We start from the raw sequence: 17,764 nt of genomic DNA on the forward strand, positions 1-17,764 counted from the left end.
TCATGCCCGTTCTGTCTCTCTCCGCCGTTCCGCTCACCGCACCTGACGGAACCCCGCTCACTCCACCCCTGACCCTGGCTTTCGGCCCCGAGCGCACCGGCCTCGTGGGGCCGAACGGTGCGGGCAAATCGACCCTGCTGGCGCTGCTGGCGGGCATCGCGCCCCTGGCCGGGCGGATCGACCGGCAGGCCAGCGCCGGACGGCTGCTGCAGTCCTGGCCCGATCTCGCCATGCGGGTGGGCGAGGCGCTGGGGCAGGCGGAGGCGCTGGCGCGGCTCGCGCGGATCGAGGCGGGTGCGCCCGAGGGCGACGACCTTGACCGCGCTGACTGGCAGCTTGGCGCGCGGCTCGACGAAGCGCTGGCGCGGGCTGGGGTGCCGGGGCTGGAGCCGTCGCGCCCCCTGGCACAGCTTTCGGGCGGGCAACGCACGCGGGTCGGTCTGGCACGGCTGCTGCTCGATGCGCCCGACATCGCGCTGATGGACGAGCCGACCAACAACCTCGACGCCGAGGGGCGGGCGCTGGTGGGCGAGATCATCGACCTATGGCCGGGGGGGGTGGTGGTGGCGAGCCATGACCGCGCACTGCTGGAGCGGATGGACCGGATCGTGGAGCTGACGCCTGCGGGGGCCCATGTGACCGGCGGCGGATGGCAGGCCCATGTGGCGGAGCGCGAGGCCCGGCGCGCGCGGGAGGCGGGAGCGCTGGACCGCGCCCGGCGCGAGGCGGCGCGGGTTTCGCGCGAGGTTCAGGCGGCGCGGGAGAAGGCAGCGCAGCGGGCGCAAGCGGGCAAGAAGGCGCGGGCGAGCGGATCGCAGCCCAAGGTGCTGACCGATTTCATGGCCGACCGGGCGGGCCGCACCCAGGGCGCGGACCGGCGCCGCGCCGAGCGGCTGGACGCGGCGGCGGAGGCGGCGCGGGAGGCGGCGGCAGCCCATGTGGCCCCGGCGCGGGCCCTGTCCATCGAGGCCGAGGCCGGGCGCGGCGGTGCCGTGGTGCTGCGGATGGAGGGGCTGGTGGTGGGGCGCGCGGGGTTTCGGCTCGGGCCGGTGCAAGGGCAGGTGGCCGCGGGCGAACGGGTGGCGCTGACCGGGCGCAACGGCGCGGGCAAGAGCACGCTGATTGCCGCGCTGCGGGGGCGGATCGCGCCGCTGGAGGGCCGGTTCACCGTGACCCCGGCACGGGCGGTGCTCGACCAGCATGCGGGCGACCTCGACCCGGAGCGGAGCCTGATCGACAACCTGCGCGCGCTGCACCCGGAGATGGAGACCAACGCGGCCCATGCGCTGCTCGCCCGCTACGGCTTTCGCAATGCCGCTGCCGCCACGCCGGTGGAGCGGCTCTCGGGCGGCGAGCGGCTGCGGGCCGCGCTGGCGGTGGCGCTGGGGGGCACGCCGCCCGCGCTGCTGCTGCTCGACGAGCCGACCAACCACCTCGATATCGAGACGGTCGAGCTGCTGGAGGAGGCTTTGCGCGGCTACCGGGGCGCACTGCTGGTGGCGAGCCACGACGCGGCCTTCCGCGCGGCCATCGGGCTGACGCGGGAGATCGCGCTGTGACGGCCGCCCTCAGGCGGCGCGGCGACCGGCGGCCATGAGACCCAGCGCGCCGAGCAGGAAACCGAGGACGACCAGCGCCAGCGTGCCTGCGAGAAACAGGCCCAGTGCTCCGGCGAGTCCGGCGACCGGCAGCACGGCGGCGAGGCCGGGCCAGAGGGTGCCGGTGGCGGCGGTCCAGCCGAGGGTGACGATGAACCACCCGGCGACGGCCAGCGCCACGAGCGCGACCACGCCGGAGACCCCGCGCGCCCCCCCGCGGAACTGCGCGGCCCGGCGGAGCGCCTGGAACTGGCGGCGCACGTCCTGCTGCATGGCCAGCAGCGAGGGCACCACCAGCAGCACCAGCACCATTCCGAAGCCCAGGCCGAAGACGAGGGTGATGACCGTGGGCTTGAGGAACTGCGCCTGGCTCGAGGGTTCGTAGAGCAAAGGCGTGAGGCCGATCACCGTGGTCAGCGTGGTCAGCAGCACCGGGCGGAGGCGGTCGCAGGCGCCGTCGATGATGGCCGGGAAGAGGCCGCGCTCGCGGCTGTATTCATCCACCGTCGTCACCAGCACGATGGAATCGTTGATGATGATCCCCGACATGCCGATCAGCCCCACGACCGAGAACATCGAGAGCGGCATCTCCCAGATCTGGTGGCCCCAGATCGCGCCGATCAGGCCGAAGGGAATGACCGCCATGATGAGCATGGGCCGGGTCCAGCTGGAAAAGATCCAGGCCAGCACGAGGTAGATGCCGATCATGCAGGCGCCGAAACCGATGATCGCGTCGGAGAGAAACTCGCTCTCCTGCTCGGAGAGGCCGCTCAGGCGCCAGGCGACGCCATACTCCTCCTCGAGCCGGGGCAGGATGATCTCCTCGATCTGCAGCATGATCTCGGAGGCCCGGGTGGCGTTGCTGTCATCCAGATCGCCGGTGACCGAAACCAGGCGGATGCCGTTCTCGCGGTCGATGGTGGAGAAGCCGGTCTGCCGGCTGACCTTCACGATATCCGCGAGCGGCACATAGGCGCCATCGGGGGTGCGCATCATCGTTCGGTCAAGGAAATCGGCGGTAAGCTCCCGGGAGGGCAGCTCGACCCGGATCGCGGCGGAGCGCGGGCCGTCGGGATAGGTCGCGGCCTCGATCCCGCCCAGGCGGTTGCGCAGCACCGAGCCGAGGGCGTCGATGGCGAAGCCCAGCTCCTGCCCCTGGGGGGTGAGGTCGAGGATCAACTCCTCCTTGTCGTAGGACAGCGTATCTTCCAACGCCGAAACCTCGCCGAACTGCGCGAGCTGGCGCTTCAGCTCCTCGGCGGCCTCCTTCAGCCGCGCCACGGAGGCGCCCGAGAGCTGCACGTCGATCGCATCGCCGCCCGGCCCGCCGCGCCAGCCGCGGAAGCTGATGACCTCGGCCAGCGGGTGCTGCTCGACGCTCTCCTGCAGATCGGCCACGAACCTGGAGCTGGAATAGGGCCGCAGGTCGGGGTCGATCAGCTCGATGGCGATGGAGCCGAGCAGGTCTTCGTCCTTGTTGTCCACGCCCGAGAGGCCGCGACCGGTGTTGCCGCCGATCTCGGCCACCGCATAGGCCACCGGGTTGAGCCCGTATTCGGCCTCATACTTTTGGCCCAGCGCCTCGACGGCGGCCTGGAACATGCGCATTTGCGCGATGGTGTCGGCGCGGTCGGCACCCGGCGCCATGGCGAAGTTGCCCTCGACCGAGCCTTCCTCCGGCGCGGAGAAGAAGCGCCACTGCACGTTGCCCCGCACCAGCTCGCCCACCTGCACCGCCAGCAGCACGATCACGCCCGCCAGCACCGGGTAGCGCGCCCAGACGACCCCGCGCATCAGCTTGCGGAAGAGGTTATCGCGCACCCAGCCGAAGCCCCGGTTCACCTGCCGCGACGGCCAGTCGTACCAGGCCTGCTTCTTCTCGTTGGCGGCCAGGGCGTGAGCCATGTGGTTGGGCAGGATCACGAAGCACTCGATGAGCGAGGCGATCAGCACGGTGATGACGGTGAAGGGGATGTCGGCAATGAGCTCGCCGAAGCGGCCCTCGATCACGGTCAGCCCGGCGAAGGCAATGACGGTGGTGACGGTCGCCGAGAACACCGGGCCCGCCATGCGGATGGCCGCGTTCTCGCTGGCCTGGAACGGCCCCTCGCCCAGCCTTCGGGCGCGAAAGTCGGCGTGCTCGCCCACCACGATGGCGTCATCCACCACGATCCCGAGCGTGATGAGAAGCGCGAAGAGAGACATCATGTTGAGCGTCAGCCCGGCGACATACATGATCGCCACGGCCGCGAACATCGCCACCGGAATCCCCATCGCCACCCAGAAGGCCGTGCGCGCGTTGAGGAACAGGAACAGCAGACCCAGCACCAGCACCAGCCCGGTCAGCCCGTTCTCGATGAGGATGTTCAGCCGCCCCTCGATCTCCTCGCTGCGGGTGCGGATCAGGTCGATCTTCACCCCGGCGGGCAGGGTCAGCTCCATCTCGGCGGCGACCTCCTCGACGGTGGCCTGGATCTTGATCGCATCGCCCTGCACCGAGCGGTCGACCCGCACGCTCACCGCCGGGTTGGGACCGACGTAGTAGGTGCGGTTGCGGTCCACGCCCTCGACCCGGATCTCGGCCACGTCGCCGATGGTGAGGTCGGGCTTGAGCACGATGCCGGCGATCTCGTCGGGGCTGCGCTTGGCGACCCCGGTGCGCACCCGCGCCGAGCCGCCCGACACGTCGCCGGCCGGGTCGGCCTCGGCCTCGGCGGCGATGGCATCGGCGATCTGCCGCATGGTGATGTCGTTGTTGATGAGCTGCGCCGAGGGCACCTCGACGATCACCTCGGGCGCGGCCACGCCGCGCAGGGTGGTTCGGGTCACCCCGGCCTCGAAGAGCCGGGCCACGAACTCGTCGGCGTAGCGCGCCAGAAGCTCCACCCCCACGGGGCCGGTGATGATGACGTCGGTCACCCGGTCGCGCCAGGCCGAGCGGGTCACCACCGGCTCGTCGGCCTCCTCGGGCAGGTTGGTGATGGCATCCACCGCCTGCTGCACATCCTCGGCCGCGCGGGCCATGTCGTAGTTGGCTTCGAACTCCAGGCGGATGCTCGCCCCGCCCTCGCGCGAGGTGCTCTGGCTCTCCTCCACCCCGTCGACCGCCAGCAGGGCGGGCTCCAGCACGGCGATGATGCCGCTGTCCACATCCTCGGCCCCGGCGCCCTCCCAGTTGACGGAAACACGGACGCTGTCGAGCACGATGTCGGGAAAGAACTGCGCCCGCATCCGTGGGAAGGCGGCGATGCCCGCCGCGATCATCAGCACCAGCACGAGGTTGGCCGCCGTCTTGTGACGGGTGAAATAGCTCAGAAGGCCGGTGGCGCGGGCAGGGGTGGAGAGTTTGCTGCGCGCCATGGTCTAGCCTCCCATACGGCTCTCGAGCCGTTCCACCGTTTCGGCCGGCACGCGATCCTGTGCGAGCTGGGCCAGCATGCGCTCCTTGGCGTCGGCGGGCATGCGGTTGTTGCCCTCGATGAAGGCGATGAGCCGGGCGCGGCGCTCGGGGCTCAGCTCCACCAGCTCCTCCGGCGCGGGCTCGGCCGGGCGCGGCGCGGCATTGCCCAGCGCGCGGGCGCGGATGCCGGGGCCGACCAGCGGGCTGCGCTCGGAAACGATGAGCGCGCCCTCATGGCCCTCGGCGCGGATGATCACCTCGTCGCCCTGCCGCCTCAGCACCTCGACCTGGGCCAGCTCGAGCCGCTCCTCGGCGTTCAGCACCAGCATGGTGCCGGCGGCATCCACCGCCGTGGCGGGCACCACGGCCACGCCCTCCAGTGCCGGCTCCTCGATGGAGACGGTGACAAAGTCGCCTGGCCGGAAGCCCGCGCTCGTGGTCAGGTCGGCATAGATCACCCGGCCGGTCTGGCCCTCGCCCACGGCGCCGCTCACCCGGTCGAGCTGCCCTTCGGACACCAGATCGAGGCCCGACACGTCGAGCCGCACCTTCATTCCGGCGGGGATCAGGCGGCCGTCGTCGCCCAGCAGCCGGGCGTATTGCGCGGTGCTGAGGCGAAAGGACACCTCCAGCGCGTCGGGGTCGATCAGCGAGGCCATCAGCTCGTTGGGCGTGACCAGCCCGCCCTCGACCACCGCCACATCGGCCAGGGTGCCGGAGAAGCTGGCGCGGATCTCGTGATCGGCCAGGTCGCGCTCGGCATTCGACAGGGCGATCCGTGCCCGGCTCACCCCGTTGCGGCCGACATCGAGCCGGCTCTGGGCGGAGGCCATCGCCTGCCGCTTGCTCAAAACGGATTGCTCGGCGGAAGCGGCGGCAAGCTGGGCCTCCTCGACGGCGGCGGCGGAACCCACCCCGCGATCGCGCAGGCTCTCCTGCCGGGCCAGCGCCTGCACCCGCAGCTCGGCCTGGCGCTCGGCGGCGGCCTGGTCGTCGCGGGCAAGCACCAGGGCGCGCTCGGCATCGGCCAGCTCGGCTTCCGCCTCGGCCAGATCGGTGCGGGCGTTCTCCAGCGCCGCCTCGGCGGTGGTCGGGTCGATCCGCGCCAGGATTTCGCCCGCCTCGACGGCGCCGCCCTCGGTGAAGGCCTCGGACAGCTCCACGATCCGCCCGCCGACGGTGGCGCGGATATCCAGCGTGCGCTCGCTGCGGACCTCGCCGAAGGCTGTCATCACCGGCACGGCGCGGCCCGGCTCGATGGCCACCACGTTGACCCCCGCCACGCGCTCGCGCGCCGGACGCTCGCCAGCCTCGCGGTTCATCCGCTCCTCGACCGCACCCCAGAAGCTCGCCCCCGCCAAGGCCAGAAGGCCGAGCGTGACCGACAGGAGAAACAGCCCGACGAGGGAGCGACGCAGAAAATTCATAGGGTATCTCAGCCTGTGCGGACCGCGTTGAGCCTAGCCGTGCCGTGATTTCAGGCAAAGCCACAAGGATGTTACGCGGCTGTCCGGTGTTTCCGTCACTTTATTTTCGGGCAATGCGCGAAAAATGTGACGGCAGCATGGAGCTTTGGCTATTTGCGCCGCAGGTGCTCGTCGAGACGGGGCATGATCTCTACGAAATTGCAGGGCATGTGGCGGTAATCGAGCTGCTTCACCAGGATCTCGTCCCAGGCATCCTTGCAGGCGCCGGGCGAGCCCGGAAGGGCAAAGAGATAGGTCCCCCGGGCCACGCCGCCGGTGGCGCGGGACTGCACGGCAGAGGTGCCGATCTTGGCCATGGAGACATGGGTGAAGACCGTGCCGAAGGCGTCGATCTCCTTTTCATAGACGTCGCGGTGCGCCTCCACGGTCACGTCGCGCCCGGTCAGGCCGGTGCCGCCGGTGGAGATGACCACATCCACCTCCGGGTCGGCGCACCAGGCGCGGAGCTGATCGGCGATCTGCGCGCGTTCGTCGGGGAGGATGTTGCGGGCGGCGAGGATGTGGCCTGCCGCCTCGATCCGGGCCACGAGCGTATCGCCCGAGCGATCCTCGGCGAGGCTGCGGGTGTCGGAGACGGTCAGCACCGCGATGCGGACGGGGACGAAGGGGCGGTCGGTCATGTTCGCTCCATCAGGGCAAGGCGGGCGGCCAGCGCCCCGAAGAGTCCGGCCGTGATCCAGGAGAGGATGCGGGCGAAGCGGGGCGAGCGGGTGAGGGCGAGGCCGATGGAGCCCGCGCCGAGGCCGACGGCGCCGTTGATGACGAAGCCGCCGAGCGCGAGGACGAGGCCGAGCAGCAGGAATTGCGGCAGGACCGCCCGCGAAGGGTCCACGAACTGCGGCAGGAAGGCGAGGATGAAGAGGATCACCTTGGGGTTAGTCACGTTCACCAGCAACGCCTGACGGAAGGCGCGAAACGGCGAGAGCGCGCGGGCCCTGCTGTGACCCGGCCCGCCCGAGCGCAGAGTGGCGACGGCGAGCCAGAGCAGGTAGGCCACGCCGGCCCAGCGGATCACCTCGAAGGCGCCGGGCAATGCGGCGACCACCGCGCCGAGGCCGAGGCCGGCGGCGGCCACGTTGACCATGCAGCCCGCCGAGATGCCCGCGTTGGCGGCCATCGCGGGCGCGCGCCCGCCCTTGAGGCCCTGGGCCAGCACGAACATCATGTCGGCCCCCGGTGTGAGGTTCAGCGCCAGCGCGGCGGGCAGGAAGGCGAGCAGGGTGAGAAGGTCGATCATCGGGCGGGGCTCTTGAGGGTGACGCGGGTCATGACCGCCCGTCCAGGCGCGCCTTCACGGTGAGCAGATCGGCCCAGGCGTGGCGTTTCATCTCCGGCTGGCGGAGCAGGAAGGAGGGGTGGAACATGGGCATCGCCGGCACCCCGGCGACCTCGTGCCAGCTGCCGCGCAACCGCGTGATGCCGCGCTTGCCCAGCAGCGAGCCGCAGGCCGCGTTGCCCATGAGCACGATCAGCTCGGGCGCGGCCAGCGCGATGTGGCGCTCCACGAAGGGGCGCATCATCGCCAGTTCCTCCGGTTCCGGGTCGCGGTTTTGCGGCGGCCGCCAGGGCACGACGTTGGTGATGTAGAGCGCGGCCTCCGCCTCGGCGGCGTCGCGGCTGAGCCCGATGGCGGCGAACATCCTGTCGAGCAGCTGGCCCGAGCGCCCCACGAAGGGCTTGCCCTGCGCGTCTTCCTCGGCGCCCGGCCCCTCGCCGATCACCATCACCCGTGCCTCGGGCCGCCCGTCGGCGAAGACGAAGTTGCGCGCGCCGCGTTTCAGCTCGCAGAGGTTGAAGCTCTCCTGCGCCGCGGCCAGGGCCTCGAGCGTGCCTGCCGCCGCCGCCAGCGCCCGCGCCTCGGCCACGGCATCGACCTCGGGCGTGACCACCGGCGCATGGGGCACGGGCGCGGCCGCCGCCGGCCTGGCCTTGGGCTCGGTTTTCACCTCGAAACGGTTTACCGGGGCGTCGCCGATGGCGTCCACCGCCCCCAGCTCCACCTGCCAGGCCAGCGCCGCCAGCATCGCGTTCCGGTCGAATTCTCCGTCCATGCTCCGGGCTTACCCCATGTTGCCGCGCCGCGCGAGCCTGCTATACAAAACCGGATATTACAGGGCCTTCGGCATCGGGGAACAGGGATGACATTGCGCGCGAAACACCTTCTCGGCATCGCCCACCTCGCCCCCGACGAGATCACCGCCATTCTCGACCTCGCCGAACACTACGCCGCGATGAACCGCTCGGGCGAGAAGCACGGTGAGGCGCTGCGCGGGCTGACCCAGGTGAACATGTTCTTCGAGAACTCGACCCGCACCCAGGCCAGTTTCGAGCTGGCGGGCAAGCGGCTGGGCGCGGACGTGATGAACATGGCGATGCAGGCCAGCTCGATCAAGAAGGGCGAGACCCTGCTCGACACCGCCCTGACGCTGAACGCCATGCACCCCGACCTGCTGGTGGTGCGCCATCCGCATTCCGGCGCGGTCGACCTGCTGGCGCAGAAGGTGAACTGCGCGGTGCTCAACGCGGGCGACGGGAGGCACGAACACCCCACCCAGGCCCTGCTGGATGCGCTGACGATCCGCCGCCACAAGGGCCGGCTGCACCGGCTGACGGTGGCGATCTGCGGCGATGTCGCCCACTCCCGCGTGGCGCGCTCCAACATCCTGCTGCTGAACCGGATGGAGGCCCGCGTGCGCCTCGTCGGCCCGCCGACGCTGGTGCCCTCCGCCTTCCGCGACCTCGGCTGCGAGGTGACCCATGACATGGCCGAGGGCCTGAAGGACGCCGATGTGGTGATGATGCTCCGGCTTCAGCGCGAGCGGATGGACGGCGGCTTCATCCCCTCGGAGCGGGAGTACTTTCACCGCTACGGGCTCGACGCCGAGAAGCTGAGCCTGGCCAGACCCGACGCCATCGTGATGCACCCCGGCCCGATGAACCGGGGCGTGGAGATCGACAGCGCCACCGCCGACGACCCCTCCCGCTCGGTCATCACCGAGCAGGTGGAGATGGGTGTGGCCGTGCGGATGGCCGCGATGGACCTGCTGGCGCAGAACCTGAAGGCGGAGCGGGCGGCCTGTGTCTGACCTCGCCCCCCACCTGAAACAGAACGAGACCCTTCTGTGGGAGGGCAAGCCGGCGTTCACGCTGGCCTTGCCGGGTTCCTATGTGATCCTGCGGATTGCCGGCTGGGTCATGTTTGCCTGCTTTCTGCTGTTCCTGCTGCTGGGGCTCGCAAATCTCGACGAGATGGAGGGCGCGGTGGGGATCTGGATCACCTTCCTGGTGATCTCCGGCGGGCTCTGGATTGTCTTTGCGCTGATCGCGCCCGCCCATGCCCGCGCCGCCAACCGGCGCACGCGTTACGGGGTGACCCGGAGCCGGGCGATCATCCTCTTCGGCGGGCGGCAGGCGATGCGCTTCATCGTGCCGAAGACCGGCAAGATCGAGCGGCGCGGCTCGGGCGAGGGGCCCTGGGCCGTCTATTTTCACTTTCCGGCCGTGCGCCGGGTCCGCGATGCCGACGGCCGCACCCGCACGGTGCGCCCCGGACCGATGGGCTTTACCGGCCTGTCGGCGCAGGATGCCGCCCTGGCCGAAACCGCGCTGGCCGCGATCCGGGGGAAGGGCTGATGGCCAACACGCCGCCGGGCTGGGAGGGCCTTCTGGACGACGACGAGGAAATCCTTTGGCAGGGGCGCCCGGCGGGGGGCATCGTCGTCCGCGGCAGCGACCTCTTCGAGAGCCTCTTCGGCCTGTTCTTCGCCGGTTTCGCGGTGTTCTGGATCTCCATGGCCTCCTCGATGGGCGCACCGCGCAACGGGCCCGGCATCTTTGCGCTCTTTCCGCTGTTCGGCCTGCCGTTTCTCGCCGTGGGCCTCTACCTCGCTTTCGGCAAGTTCTTCTGGCGGGCCCATGTGCGGCGCAACACCAACTACACGCTGACCAACAAGCGCGGCTTCATTGCGACCGACGTGTTCAACAACCGCAAGCTCAGGAGCTACGCCCTGCAGGACGGGCTCGAGCTGGAGCAGACGGCCCGGGGCGATACCCTGTGGTTCGCCACCGAACTCGTCACCACGCGGGGCAAGAACGGCACCCGGACCTACCGCAAGAAGATCGGCTTCGAACTGATCGAAGGCGGCCCGCGGGTGATGGGCCTCGCCCGGAAGGCGCTCAAGGCGCAGTCCTGATGGGCGGCGAACCCGGCGTGACCTTCCTGCCGCGCCACGCTAGAACCGGCCAGACCCGCGCCCCGGAGACAGACATCGCATGACGACCACCCTCTTCACCAATGTCACCCTGATCGACCCCGAGGCGCTGACCGAAGGGCCGGGCCACCTGCTGGTGACAGATGGCAGGATCGCCGATGTGGCGCAGGGGCCGATGGCCACGCCCGAGGGGACCCTGGTGGTGGACGGCGGCGGCAAGGTGCTGGCGCCGGGGATCGTGGACCTGGGCGTGAAGATCTGCGAGCCGGGGGAGCGCCACAAGGAGAGCTTCAAGTCGGCGGGCGCGGCGGCGGCGGCGGGCGGCGTGACCACCATCATCATGCGCCCCGACACGCTGCCCGCCATCGACAGCCCCGAGACGCTCGAGTTCGTCACCCGCCGGGCCGGGGAGGCGCCGGTGACGATCCGGGCGATGGCGACGCTCACCAAGAACCGCGAAGGCCGCGAGATGGCGGAGCTGTCGTTCCTGAAGGACGCGGGCGCGCTGGCCTTCTCGGATGGCGACAAGGTGGTGGCCGACACCAAGGTGCTGGCCCGTGCGCTCTCCTATGCCCGCGAGCTGGATGCGCTGGTGGTGGGCCACCCGCAGGAGCCGACGCTCTCGAAGGGCGCGGCGGCGACCTCGGGCAAGCTGGCCACGCTGATGGGCCTGCCCGCCGTCAGCCCGATGGCCGAGCGCATGGGGGTGGACCGGGATATCGCCATGGTCGAGATGACCGGCGCGCGCTATCACTTCGACCAGCTCTCCGCCGCCCGCGCCCTGCCCCCGCTGGAGCGGGCCAAGGGCAACGGGTTCGACATCACCGCCGGCGTGTCGATCCACCACCTCACGCTCAACGTGAACGACCTCAGCGAGTATCGCACCTTCTTCAAGCTGAAGCCGCCGCTGCGCGACGAGGAGGACCGGCTGGCGATGGTCGAGGCCGTGGGATCGGGCCTGATCGACGTGATCTCCTCGATGCACACCCCGCAGGACGAGGAGAGCAAGCGGCTGCCCTTCGAGGAGGCCGCCTCGGGGGCCGTGGCGCTGGAAACGCTGCTGCCCGCCGCCATGCGGCTGCTGCACGCGGGGCTGCTGAGCCTGCCCCAGCTCTTCCGGGCGCTGGCGCTGAACCCGGCCCGCCGCCTCGGCCTGCCCGCCGGGCGCCTGGCCAGGGGTGCGCCCGCCGATCTCGTGCTCTTCGATCCCCACGCGCCCTTCCTGCTCGACCGCGCCACCCTGCGCTCGAAGTCCAAGAACACGCCCTTTGACGGCGCGCGAATGGAAGGCAAGGTGCTGGGCACCTGGGTGGGCGGGCGCCGGGTGTTCGGCTAGGCAAACAGGGCTTTCGGACCTCCGCCCTGGCGCGGAAGTGAGGAGCGCCGACCACGCCCGGCCAATGGCGTGTTGCTGCCCCCTTGCCGGGCAAAGCCCTGTTGACGCATAGAGGGGGCCAAAAGGACCCGCGGACGATGCCCGAACTCACCACAGCCCCCTCACTGCTCGCGCTTGCCGCGGTGCTGGCCTACCTGCTGGGCTCGGTGCCCTTCGGGATCGTCATGGCCCGGCTCTTCGGGCTGGGCGACCTGCGCAAGATCGGCTCGGGCAACATCGGCGCCACCAACGTGCTGCGCACCGGCAACAAGCTGGCGGCGCTTCTCACGCTGGTGCTGGACGCGGCCAAGGGCGGAATCGCGGTGCTGGTGGCGCGCTGGCTTCTGGCCGAGGACGCCGCCCAGCTTGCCGGTCTCTGCGCCTTCATCGGCCACATCTTTCCGGTCTGGCTGAAGTTCCGGGGTGGCAAGGGCGTGGCGACCTTTCTGGGCACCCTGCTGGCGCTGCATCCGCTGACCGGGCTCGCCGCCTGCGGCACATGGCTGGTGGTGGCCATCGCCACCCGGCTCAGCTCGCTCGCCGCGCTCATCACCGCCGCCACGTCGACCTTCTGGATGTTCACCCTCGGCTACGGCATCGGGTTTTTCCTGGGCATCGCGCTGACGGTTCTGATCTACCTGCGCCATGTCGAGAACATCCAGCGCCTGAAGGCGGGCACCGAGAGCCGGATCGGCGAGAAAAAGAAAACCGGGCCCTGAGGCCCGGCTTCCTTGCAGTTCGCAACTGGCGGGTGGCTCAGCGGCCGGCCAGTTTCTCCACCGCTTCGGCGGTGCGGCGGGTGTTGTTGTAGGTGCCGATCTGGATGAAGAACAGCGCCATGATGATGACGGCATAGAGCAGACCACCGATGATGACGCCGAGCCCGACGACCTCGCCCTGGGCCAGCATCACGATGCCGCCGATCACGCCGCCGATGGCCACGAGGCCGCCGATGACCCAGATCAGGATCTCGAAAATCTTGATAATTGTGTTACGCATAGAATGACTTCCCTCTTCGCGTTTTAATGTCTTGTGACGGGAGTCTGGCCACTTTTTTACCGTTGGGTCAAGCAAAGTTAACATTTTCGTGTGCTCCCGCCGTCCTCATGACGGGAGTTTTCACGAAGGCCTCACGGCAGCGGTGCGCTAGTAGCTGTAGGCCGCGTAGATCCGGCTCAGATCGCCGTGCCAATCGCCGTGATAATGCGCCAGGAGCTCGTCGGCCGGGGTCTGGCCGGAGGCGACGCTCTCCTGCAGCGCGTTCAGGAAATGGGTCTCGTCGGGGACCATGCCACCCGAGCCGGGCCGCGCGCGCGCCTTCAGGCCGGCGTGGGCGATCTCGACCGCCTCGCGCGCCAGGTCGTGCATGCGGATGCCGTTGACCTCGCCCGCCAGCCCCTGCTCGCCCGCAGACACCCGCAGCGCCTGCCGGGTCTCGGCATCCCAGCCCTTCACCAGATCCCAGGCGGCATCGAGGGCGCCCTGGTCGTAGGTGAGGCCAACCCAGAAGGCCGGAAGGGCGCAGAGGCGCCGCCAGGGCCCGCCATCGGCGCCGCGCATTTCGATGAACTTCTTCAGCCGCGCCTCGGGGAAGGCGGTGGTCAGGTGGTCGGCCCAGTCGGAGAGCGTGGGCGTCTCGCCGGGCAGCGCGGGCAGCTCGCCCTTGAGGAAATCGCGGAAGGACTGGCCCAGCGCGTCGATGTACCGGCCATCGCGGTAGACGAAGTACATCGGCACATCGAGCGCGTATTGCACATAGGCCTCGAAGCCGAAGCCCTCGTCGAAGACGAAGGGCAGCATGCCGGTCCGGGCCTCGTCCATGTTGCGCCAGACCCAGCTGCGGTAGCTCTTCATCCCGTTGGGCTTGCCCTCGAAGAAGGGGGAATTCGCAAACAGCGCCGTGGCGACGGGCTGAAGCGCGATGGCCACCCGCATCTTTTGCACCATGTCGGCCTCGGAGCCGAAGTCGAGGTTGACCTGCACGGTGCAGGTGCGGCGCATCATGGTGGTGCCGGTGGTGCCGACGCGGCTCATGTAGGCGTCCATCAGCTTGTAGCGGCCCTTGGGCATGAGCGGCATCTCATCATGCGTCCAGATCGGCGCGGCACCGAGACCGATGAAGCCGACGCCGATCTCGTCGGACACCTCCTTGACCTCGCGCAGGTGCTCGTTCACCTCGTCGCAGGTCTGGTGGATGGTTTCCAGCGGTGCACCGCTCAGCTCCAGCGCGCCCCCCGGCTCGAGGCTCACGTTGGCACCGTCCTTGACCAGGCCGATCAGCTTGCCGTCTTCCTCGACGGGGGCCCAGCCGAAGCGGTCGCGCAGACCGGCGAGCACGGCGTGGATCGAGCGGTCGCCCTCGTAGGGCAGCGGCTTGAGGGTGTCCTTGCAGTAGCCGAACTTCTCGTGCTCGGTGCCGATCCGCCAGTCTTGCTTGGGCTTGCAGCCCTCTTCAAGATACGCGGCAAGTTGCTCGTGCCGTTCGATCGGCCCGCCGCCGGACTGGGGGATGGACATATGAGGCTCCGGGGTTTCTGGCCGTCTGAACTGTCAGACTTGGCAGCATCGGCAGTGAAGTCAATGCACCAGAAGGCGATCCTTCTGCCACACGATGAAGAGCCGCGGCTCGGTGCTGGCCGAGGCCACGATGACCTGCTCGTAGCGGGCGCCGGGGAAACCGGCAAGGGCATCGACCATCTTCTCCGACCCGGCGGCGGAGGCGGGGATGCGCGCGGTGCCCTCCGGCGTGACCCAGAGCCAGAAGAGATCGTCCACGAAGGGGCCTTCGCCGGTGGTCTCGATCTCGATGCGCACGACCTCGGGGAGCGACACCACCATGCCGCCCTCGCCGGTCATGTAGCGCAGCGCGCCCTCGTCGAGCTCGATCAGCCCGCGCCCGCCGGAGCGGGGCCGGATGCGGGCGCGTTGCAGCCCGGCATAGAAGGCGAAGAGCCCGAAGGAGATGAGCGCCACCGCGAGCCACCAGGCCAGCCCGGTGGTCTGGGTGCCGAGCCAGATGCCGACGGCGATGATCGCCGCCGCCGCGATGCATTCGCGCCAGCGGTCGAGGTGCTTGCGGGCCTCCGGGCGGATCAGGCTCATGCCATCACCCGCACCGGCATGGGCCGGGCCAGCAGCGCGATCCTGTAGGCGCCGATATGGCGAAAGCCGAGGCCCTCGTAGGCCCGCGCCGCCGCCGGGTTGTTGGCAAAGAGCACCGCCCTGCGCGCGCCCCTGGCCCGCTCCTCGGCCAGCAGCGCCGCTGTGACCCGGCGCCCCAGCCCGCGGTTGCGGTGCGGACGCAGCACATGCACGGAGCCAAGCTGCACCATGTCGCCCGCCCGCGCATTGACCGCGGCCATGCCGACCGGAACCCCGTTGTCGAGCAGCAGGCGCAGGGCGCTTTCGTGCACGACGCGGGCGGCGCGCCGGCGGGCATCGGAGAGCGCCTGCAACCGGCTGGCGGAGAAGCCGGTGTCGATGAAATGCTCGGCGAACCATTCGACCAGCATCGGCTCGTCGGCGGGGCTCACGGGCCGCAGCTCGGCCTCAGGGTCTTCGAGCCGGTCCAGATCGAGCCGGTAGAGCGGCTCGGTGTGGTTGAGGGTGAAGGGCGCGTCGGCCAGGCCGATGCCCTCCAGCGCTGCCCGCACCTGGGTGTCTTCCCCGGTCATTCCGGCGATGCTGCGCCCGGCCAGCACCTGCGCCACCGCGCTCCAGAGGCCCGGCAGCGGCACGGGCACCTGCGCCATCAGGAAGCCCTCGTTGTTGCAGCCGACCACCGCGCGGATCGCGCCGGCCTCGGTTTCGGCGAGCCAGCAGGTGGTGCCGTGGGGGTGGTCGGTAGGGCGCAGGCCGTGGGTGGCGAGGTTGCCGCGCAGAAACATCGAGGTTTCCGCATGCCCGGCCAGAAAGGCCTCCAGTCGCGCCTCCTCGCCGGGTTGCGCCTGCCGGATCATTGCCAGTCTCCGTGGGTTGTCTGCCAGAGCGTCAGCGCCGCCACCGCCGCCGTGTCGGCGCGCAGGATACGCGGGCCGAGGCTCACCGCCTGGGCCTGGGGCATCGCCGCGAGCCGCGACCGCTCGGTGTCGGAGAACCCGCCCTCGGGGCCGATCAGCACCGCCCAGGGGCCGGGCGCGCCGCCCAGCTTGCGGTCTTCACCCACCAGCGCCTCGTTGCAGAACATCAGGCTGCGCTCCTTCGGCCAGGCATCGAGCAGGGCCGCGAGCTTCACCGGCTCGGCGACCTCGGGCACGAAGGTGCCGCCGCATTGCTCGGCGGCCTCCACCGCATGGGCCTGCAACCTGTCCACCTTCACCCGCTCGGCATTGGTGAACTCGGTCAGCACCGGCACGATCCGGCGCGCGCCCATCTCGGCGGCCTTCTCGACGATGAAATCGGTGCGGGCCTTCTTGATCGGGGCAAAGAGAAGCCAGAGATCGGGGGGCGATACCTGAGGGCCGGTCTGCTCACGGCACACCAGCACCGGGTTGCGCTTGTTGGCCACGATCACCTCGGCCAGCCACTCGCCGGCCTCGCCGTTGAACAGGAGCACCCCCTCGCCCACCTCCAGCCGCATCACCGCAAACAGGTAGTGCGCCTGCTCCCGCGACAATCCAACGGTTTGCCCCGCGCCCAGCGGGTGGTCTACATGGAGGCGGACTTTTGCTTTCATGGGGCCAGAGATATGTCTGCCGAACCCGAAACGCCAGACGCAGGGCAGGTTGCCGATGCGGTCAGCGGAAACTGGGTCGACCGCTGGGCCCCGCCCGCCACGCGCCCCTACCTGCGGCTGTCGCGGGCCGACCGGCCGATCGGCACATGGCTGCTGCTGCTGCCCTGCTGGTGGGGCGTGCTGCTGGCCGCCGCCTCGACCGGCTGGCGCTGGTTCGATCTCTGGATCATCGCGGGCTGCGGCCTCGGCGCGGTGCTGATGCGCGGCGCGGGCTGCACCTGGAACGACATCACCGACCGCCACATCGACGGCTCGGTGGCCCGCACCCGCTCGCGGCCGATCCCCTCGGGCGCGGTCTCGGTGCGGCAGGCGCTGGCCTGGATGGCCACGCAGGCACTGGTGGCCTTCGCGATCCTGCTCACCTTTCCGCCCACGGCGATCTGGCTCGGCGTCGGCTCGCTGGCGCTGGTGTGCATCTACCCCTTCGCCAAGCGCTTCACCTGGTGGCCGCAGATCTTTCTGGGCCTCGCATTCAACTGGGGCGCCCTGCTGGCCTGGGCCGCGCATACCGATGCGCTCGCGCTGGCGCCGGTGTTTCTCTATGCCGCCGGCATCGCCTGGACGATCTTCTACGACACCATCTATGCCCATCAGGATATCGAGGATGACGCGCTGATCGGGGTCAAATCCACCGCACGGCTCTTCGGAGACGCCTCGCCGCAGATCCTGCGCCTCTTCCTCGCGCTGACCGTCACCCTGTTGACCGTGGCGATGATCGCCGCCCTCATCGAGCCCGCCTCACCGCTGCAACTGGCGCTCGCCGCCGGAGGGGCCTGGGCGATGGGCTGGCACCTGGCCTGGCAGCTCGGGCAGCTCAAGATCGACGACCCGGCCACCTGCCTGCGGCTGTTCCGCTCCAACCGCGACGCCGGGCTGATCCCCGTGCTGTTTCTCGCCGCCGTCATCCTTCTGTGATCGCAGCATGATTGCACACGGCTGCCCGCCGCTCTAAAGCAAG

General features: G+C 70.0%; 17 protein-coding genes. 7 read left to right on the forward strand and 10 right to left on the reverse strand.

Annotated features, from left to right (window positions below):
• Positions 1-2 precede the first annotated feature (2 nt).
• The gene (locus BUR94_RS16085) at positions 3-1,559 is read left to right on the forward strand and encodes an ABC-F family ATP-binding cassette domain-containing protein (RefSeq protein WP_074257184.1); all 1,557 of its coding nucleotides are present in this window, start codon (positions 3-5) and stop codon (positions 1,557-1,559) included.
• Positions 1,560-1,568: 9 nt separating this feature from the next.
• Here BUR94_RS16085 and BUR94_RS16090 read toward each other — a convergent pair whose 3' ends face one another.
• From BUR94_RS16090 to BUR94_RS16110, 5 genes are all read right to left on the reverse strand, one after another.
• Positions 1,569-4,958, reverse strand: a complete 3,390-nt coding sequence (locus tag BUR94_RS16090) for an efflux RND transporter permease subunit (RefSeq protein WP_074257185.1) — start codon at positions 4,956-4,958, stop codon at positions 1,569-1,571.
• Between the two features lie 3 nt (positions 4,959-4,961).
• A complete protein-coding gene (locus BUR94_RS16095) occupies positions 4,962-6,425 on the reverse strand; it encodes an efflux RND transporter periplasmic adaptor subunit (protein ID WP_074257186.1) in 1,464 nt (487 codons plus the stop codon).
• Between the two features lie 149 nt (positions 6,426-6,574).
• Complete coding sequence (gene moaB / locus BUR94_RS16100; protein WP_074257187.1) at positions 6,575-7,105, reverse strand: molybdenum cofactor biosynthesis protein B; 531 nt, start codon at positions 7,103-7,105, stop codon at positions 6,575-6,577.
• Entirely contained in the window at positions 7,102-7,722 is a 621-nt protein-coding gene (locus BUR94_RS16105) for a LysE family translocator (protein WP_074257188.1), read from the reverse strand. The genes moaB and BUR94_RS16105 overlap by 4 nt, the downstream gene beginning before the upstream one ends.
• Before the next feature lie 28 nt (positions 7,723-7,750).
• Positions 7,751-8,536, reverse strand: a complete 786-nt coding sequence (locus BUR94_RS16110; protein WP_074257189.1) for a uracil-DNA glycosylase — start codon at positions 8,534-8,536, stop codon at positions 7,751-7,753.
• A gap of 87 nt (positions 8,537-8,623) precedes the next feature.
• Between BUR94_RS16110 and BUR94_RS16115 the strand changes: the two genes are divergently transcribed.
• The 5 genes from BUR94_RS16115 (at position 8,624) to plsY (ending at position 12,790) form a co-directional block, all read left to right on the forward strand.
• Positions 8,624-9,571: an aspartate carbamoyltransferase catalytic subunit gene (locus BUR94_RS16115; protein ID WP_074257190.1), complete on the forward strand. Its 948-nt coding sequence runs from the start codon at positions 8,624-8,626 to the stop codon at positions 9,569-9,571.
• Positions 9,564-10,118 (forward strand): hypothetical protein, encoded by a 555-nt coding sequence (locus tag BUR94_RS16120; protein WP_074257191.1) that lies wholly within the window; start codon positions 9,564-9,566, stop codon positions 10,116-10,118. Before BUR94_RS16115 ends, BUR94_RS16120 begins: the two co-directional genes overlap by 8 nt.
• On the forward strand, positions 10,118-10,678 hold the full coding sequence (locus BUR94_RS16125; protein WP_074257192.1) for a hypothetical protein: 561 nt from the start codon (positions 10,118-10,120) through the stop codon (positions 10,676-10,678). The genes BUR94_RS16120 and BUR94_RS16125 overlap by 1 nt, the downstream gene beginning before the upstream one ends.
• Positions 10,679-10,757: 79 nt before the next feature.
• On the forward strand, positions 10,758-12,032 hold the full coding sequence (gene pyrC, locus BUR94_RS16130; RefSeq protein WP_074257193.1) for a dihydroorotase: 1,275 nt from the start codon (positions 10,758-10,760) through the stop codon (positions 12,030-12,032).
• A 137-nt stretch (positions 12,033-12,169) separates the two neighbouring features.
• Positions 12,170-12,790 carry a glycerol-3-phosphate 1-O-acyltransferase PlsY gene (plsY, locus tag BUR94_RS16135; RefSeq protein WP_074257194.1) on the forward strand — a complete coding sequence of 207 codons (621 nt, stop codon included), beginning with the start codon at positions 12,170-12,172 and terminating at the stop codon, positions 12,788-12,790.
• 37 nt (positions 12,791-12,827) lie between these two features.
• Here plsY and BUR94_RS16140 read toward each other — a convergent pair whose 3' ends face one another.
• From BUR94_RS16140 to BUR94_RS16160, 5 genes are all read right to left on the reverse strand, one after another.
• Complete coding sequence (locus BUR94_RS16140) at positions 12,828-13,070, reverse strand: hypothetical protein (protein ID WP_074257195.1); 243 nt, start codon at positions 13,068-13,070, stop codon at positions 12,828-12,830.
• Between the two features lie 147 nt (positions 13,071-13,217).
• Positions 13,218-14,588, reverse strand: a complete 1,371-nt coding sequence (locus BUR94_RS16145) for a glutamate--cysteine ligase (protein WP_074257196.1) — start codon at positions 14,586-14,588, stop codon at positions 13,218-13,220.
• Between the two features lie 60 nt (positions 14,589-14,648).
• Positions 14,649-15,173, reverse strand: a complete 525-nt coding sequence (locus BUR94_RS16150) for a hypothetical protein (protein WP_074257197.1) — start codon at positions 15,171-15,173, stop codon at positions 14,649-14,651.
• A complete protein-coding gene (locus BUR94_RS16155; RefSeq protein ID WP_074257198.1) occupies positions 15,170-16,030 on the reverse strand; it encodes a GNAT family N-acetyltransferase in 861 nt (286 codons plus the stop codon). Before BUR94_RS16155 ends, BUR94_RS16150 begins: the two co-directional genes overlap by 4 nt.
• Positions 16,027-16,746 (reverse strand): 16S rRNA (uracil(1498)-N(3))-methyltransferase, encoded by a 720-nt coding sequence (locus BUR94_RS16160; protein ID WP_074257199.1) that lies wholly within the window; start codon positions 16,744-16,746, stop codon positions 16,027-16,029. Before BUR94_RS16160 ends, BUR94_RS16155 begins: the two co-directional genes overlap by 4 nt.
• 12 nt (positions 16,747-16,758) lie before the next feature.
• On the opposite strand from BUR94_RS16160, the gene ubiA reads away from it, so the two are divergent.
• Complete coding sequence (ubiA, locus tag BUR94_RS16165; protein ID WP_074257200.1) at positions 16,759-17,721, forward strand: 4-hydroxybenzoate octaprenyltransferase; 963 nt, start codon at positions 16,759-16,761, stop codon at positions 17,719-17,721.
• Positions 17,722-17,764 lie beyond the last annotated feature (43 nt).

The sequence above is a fragment of the Vannielia litorea genome (genome assembly GCF_900142295.1).
In the GTDB taxonomy this organism is placed as follows: Bacteria; Pseudomonadota; Alphaproteobacteria; order Rhodobacterales; family Rhodobacteraceae; genus Vannielia; species Vannielia litorea.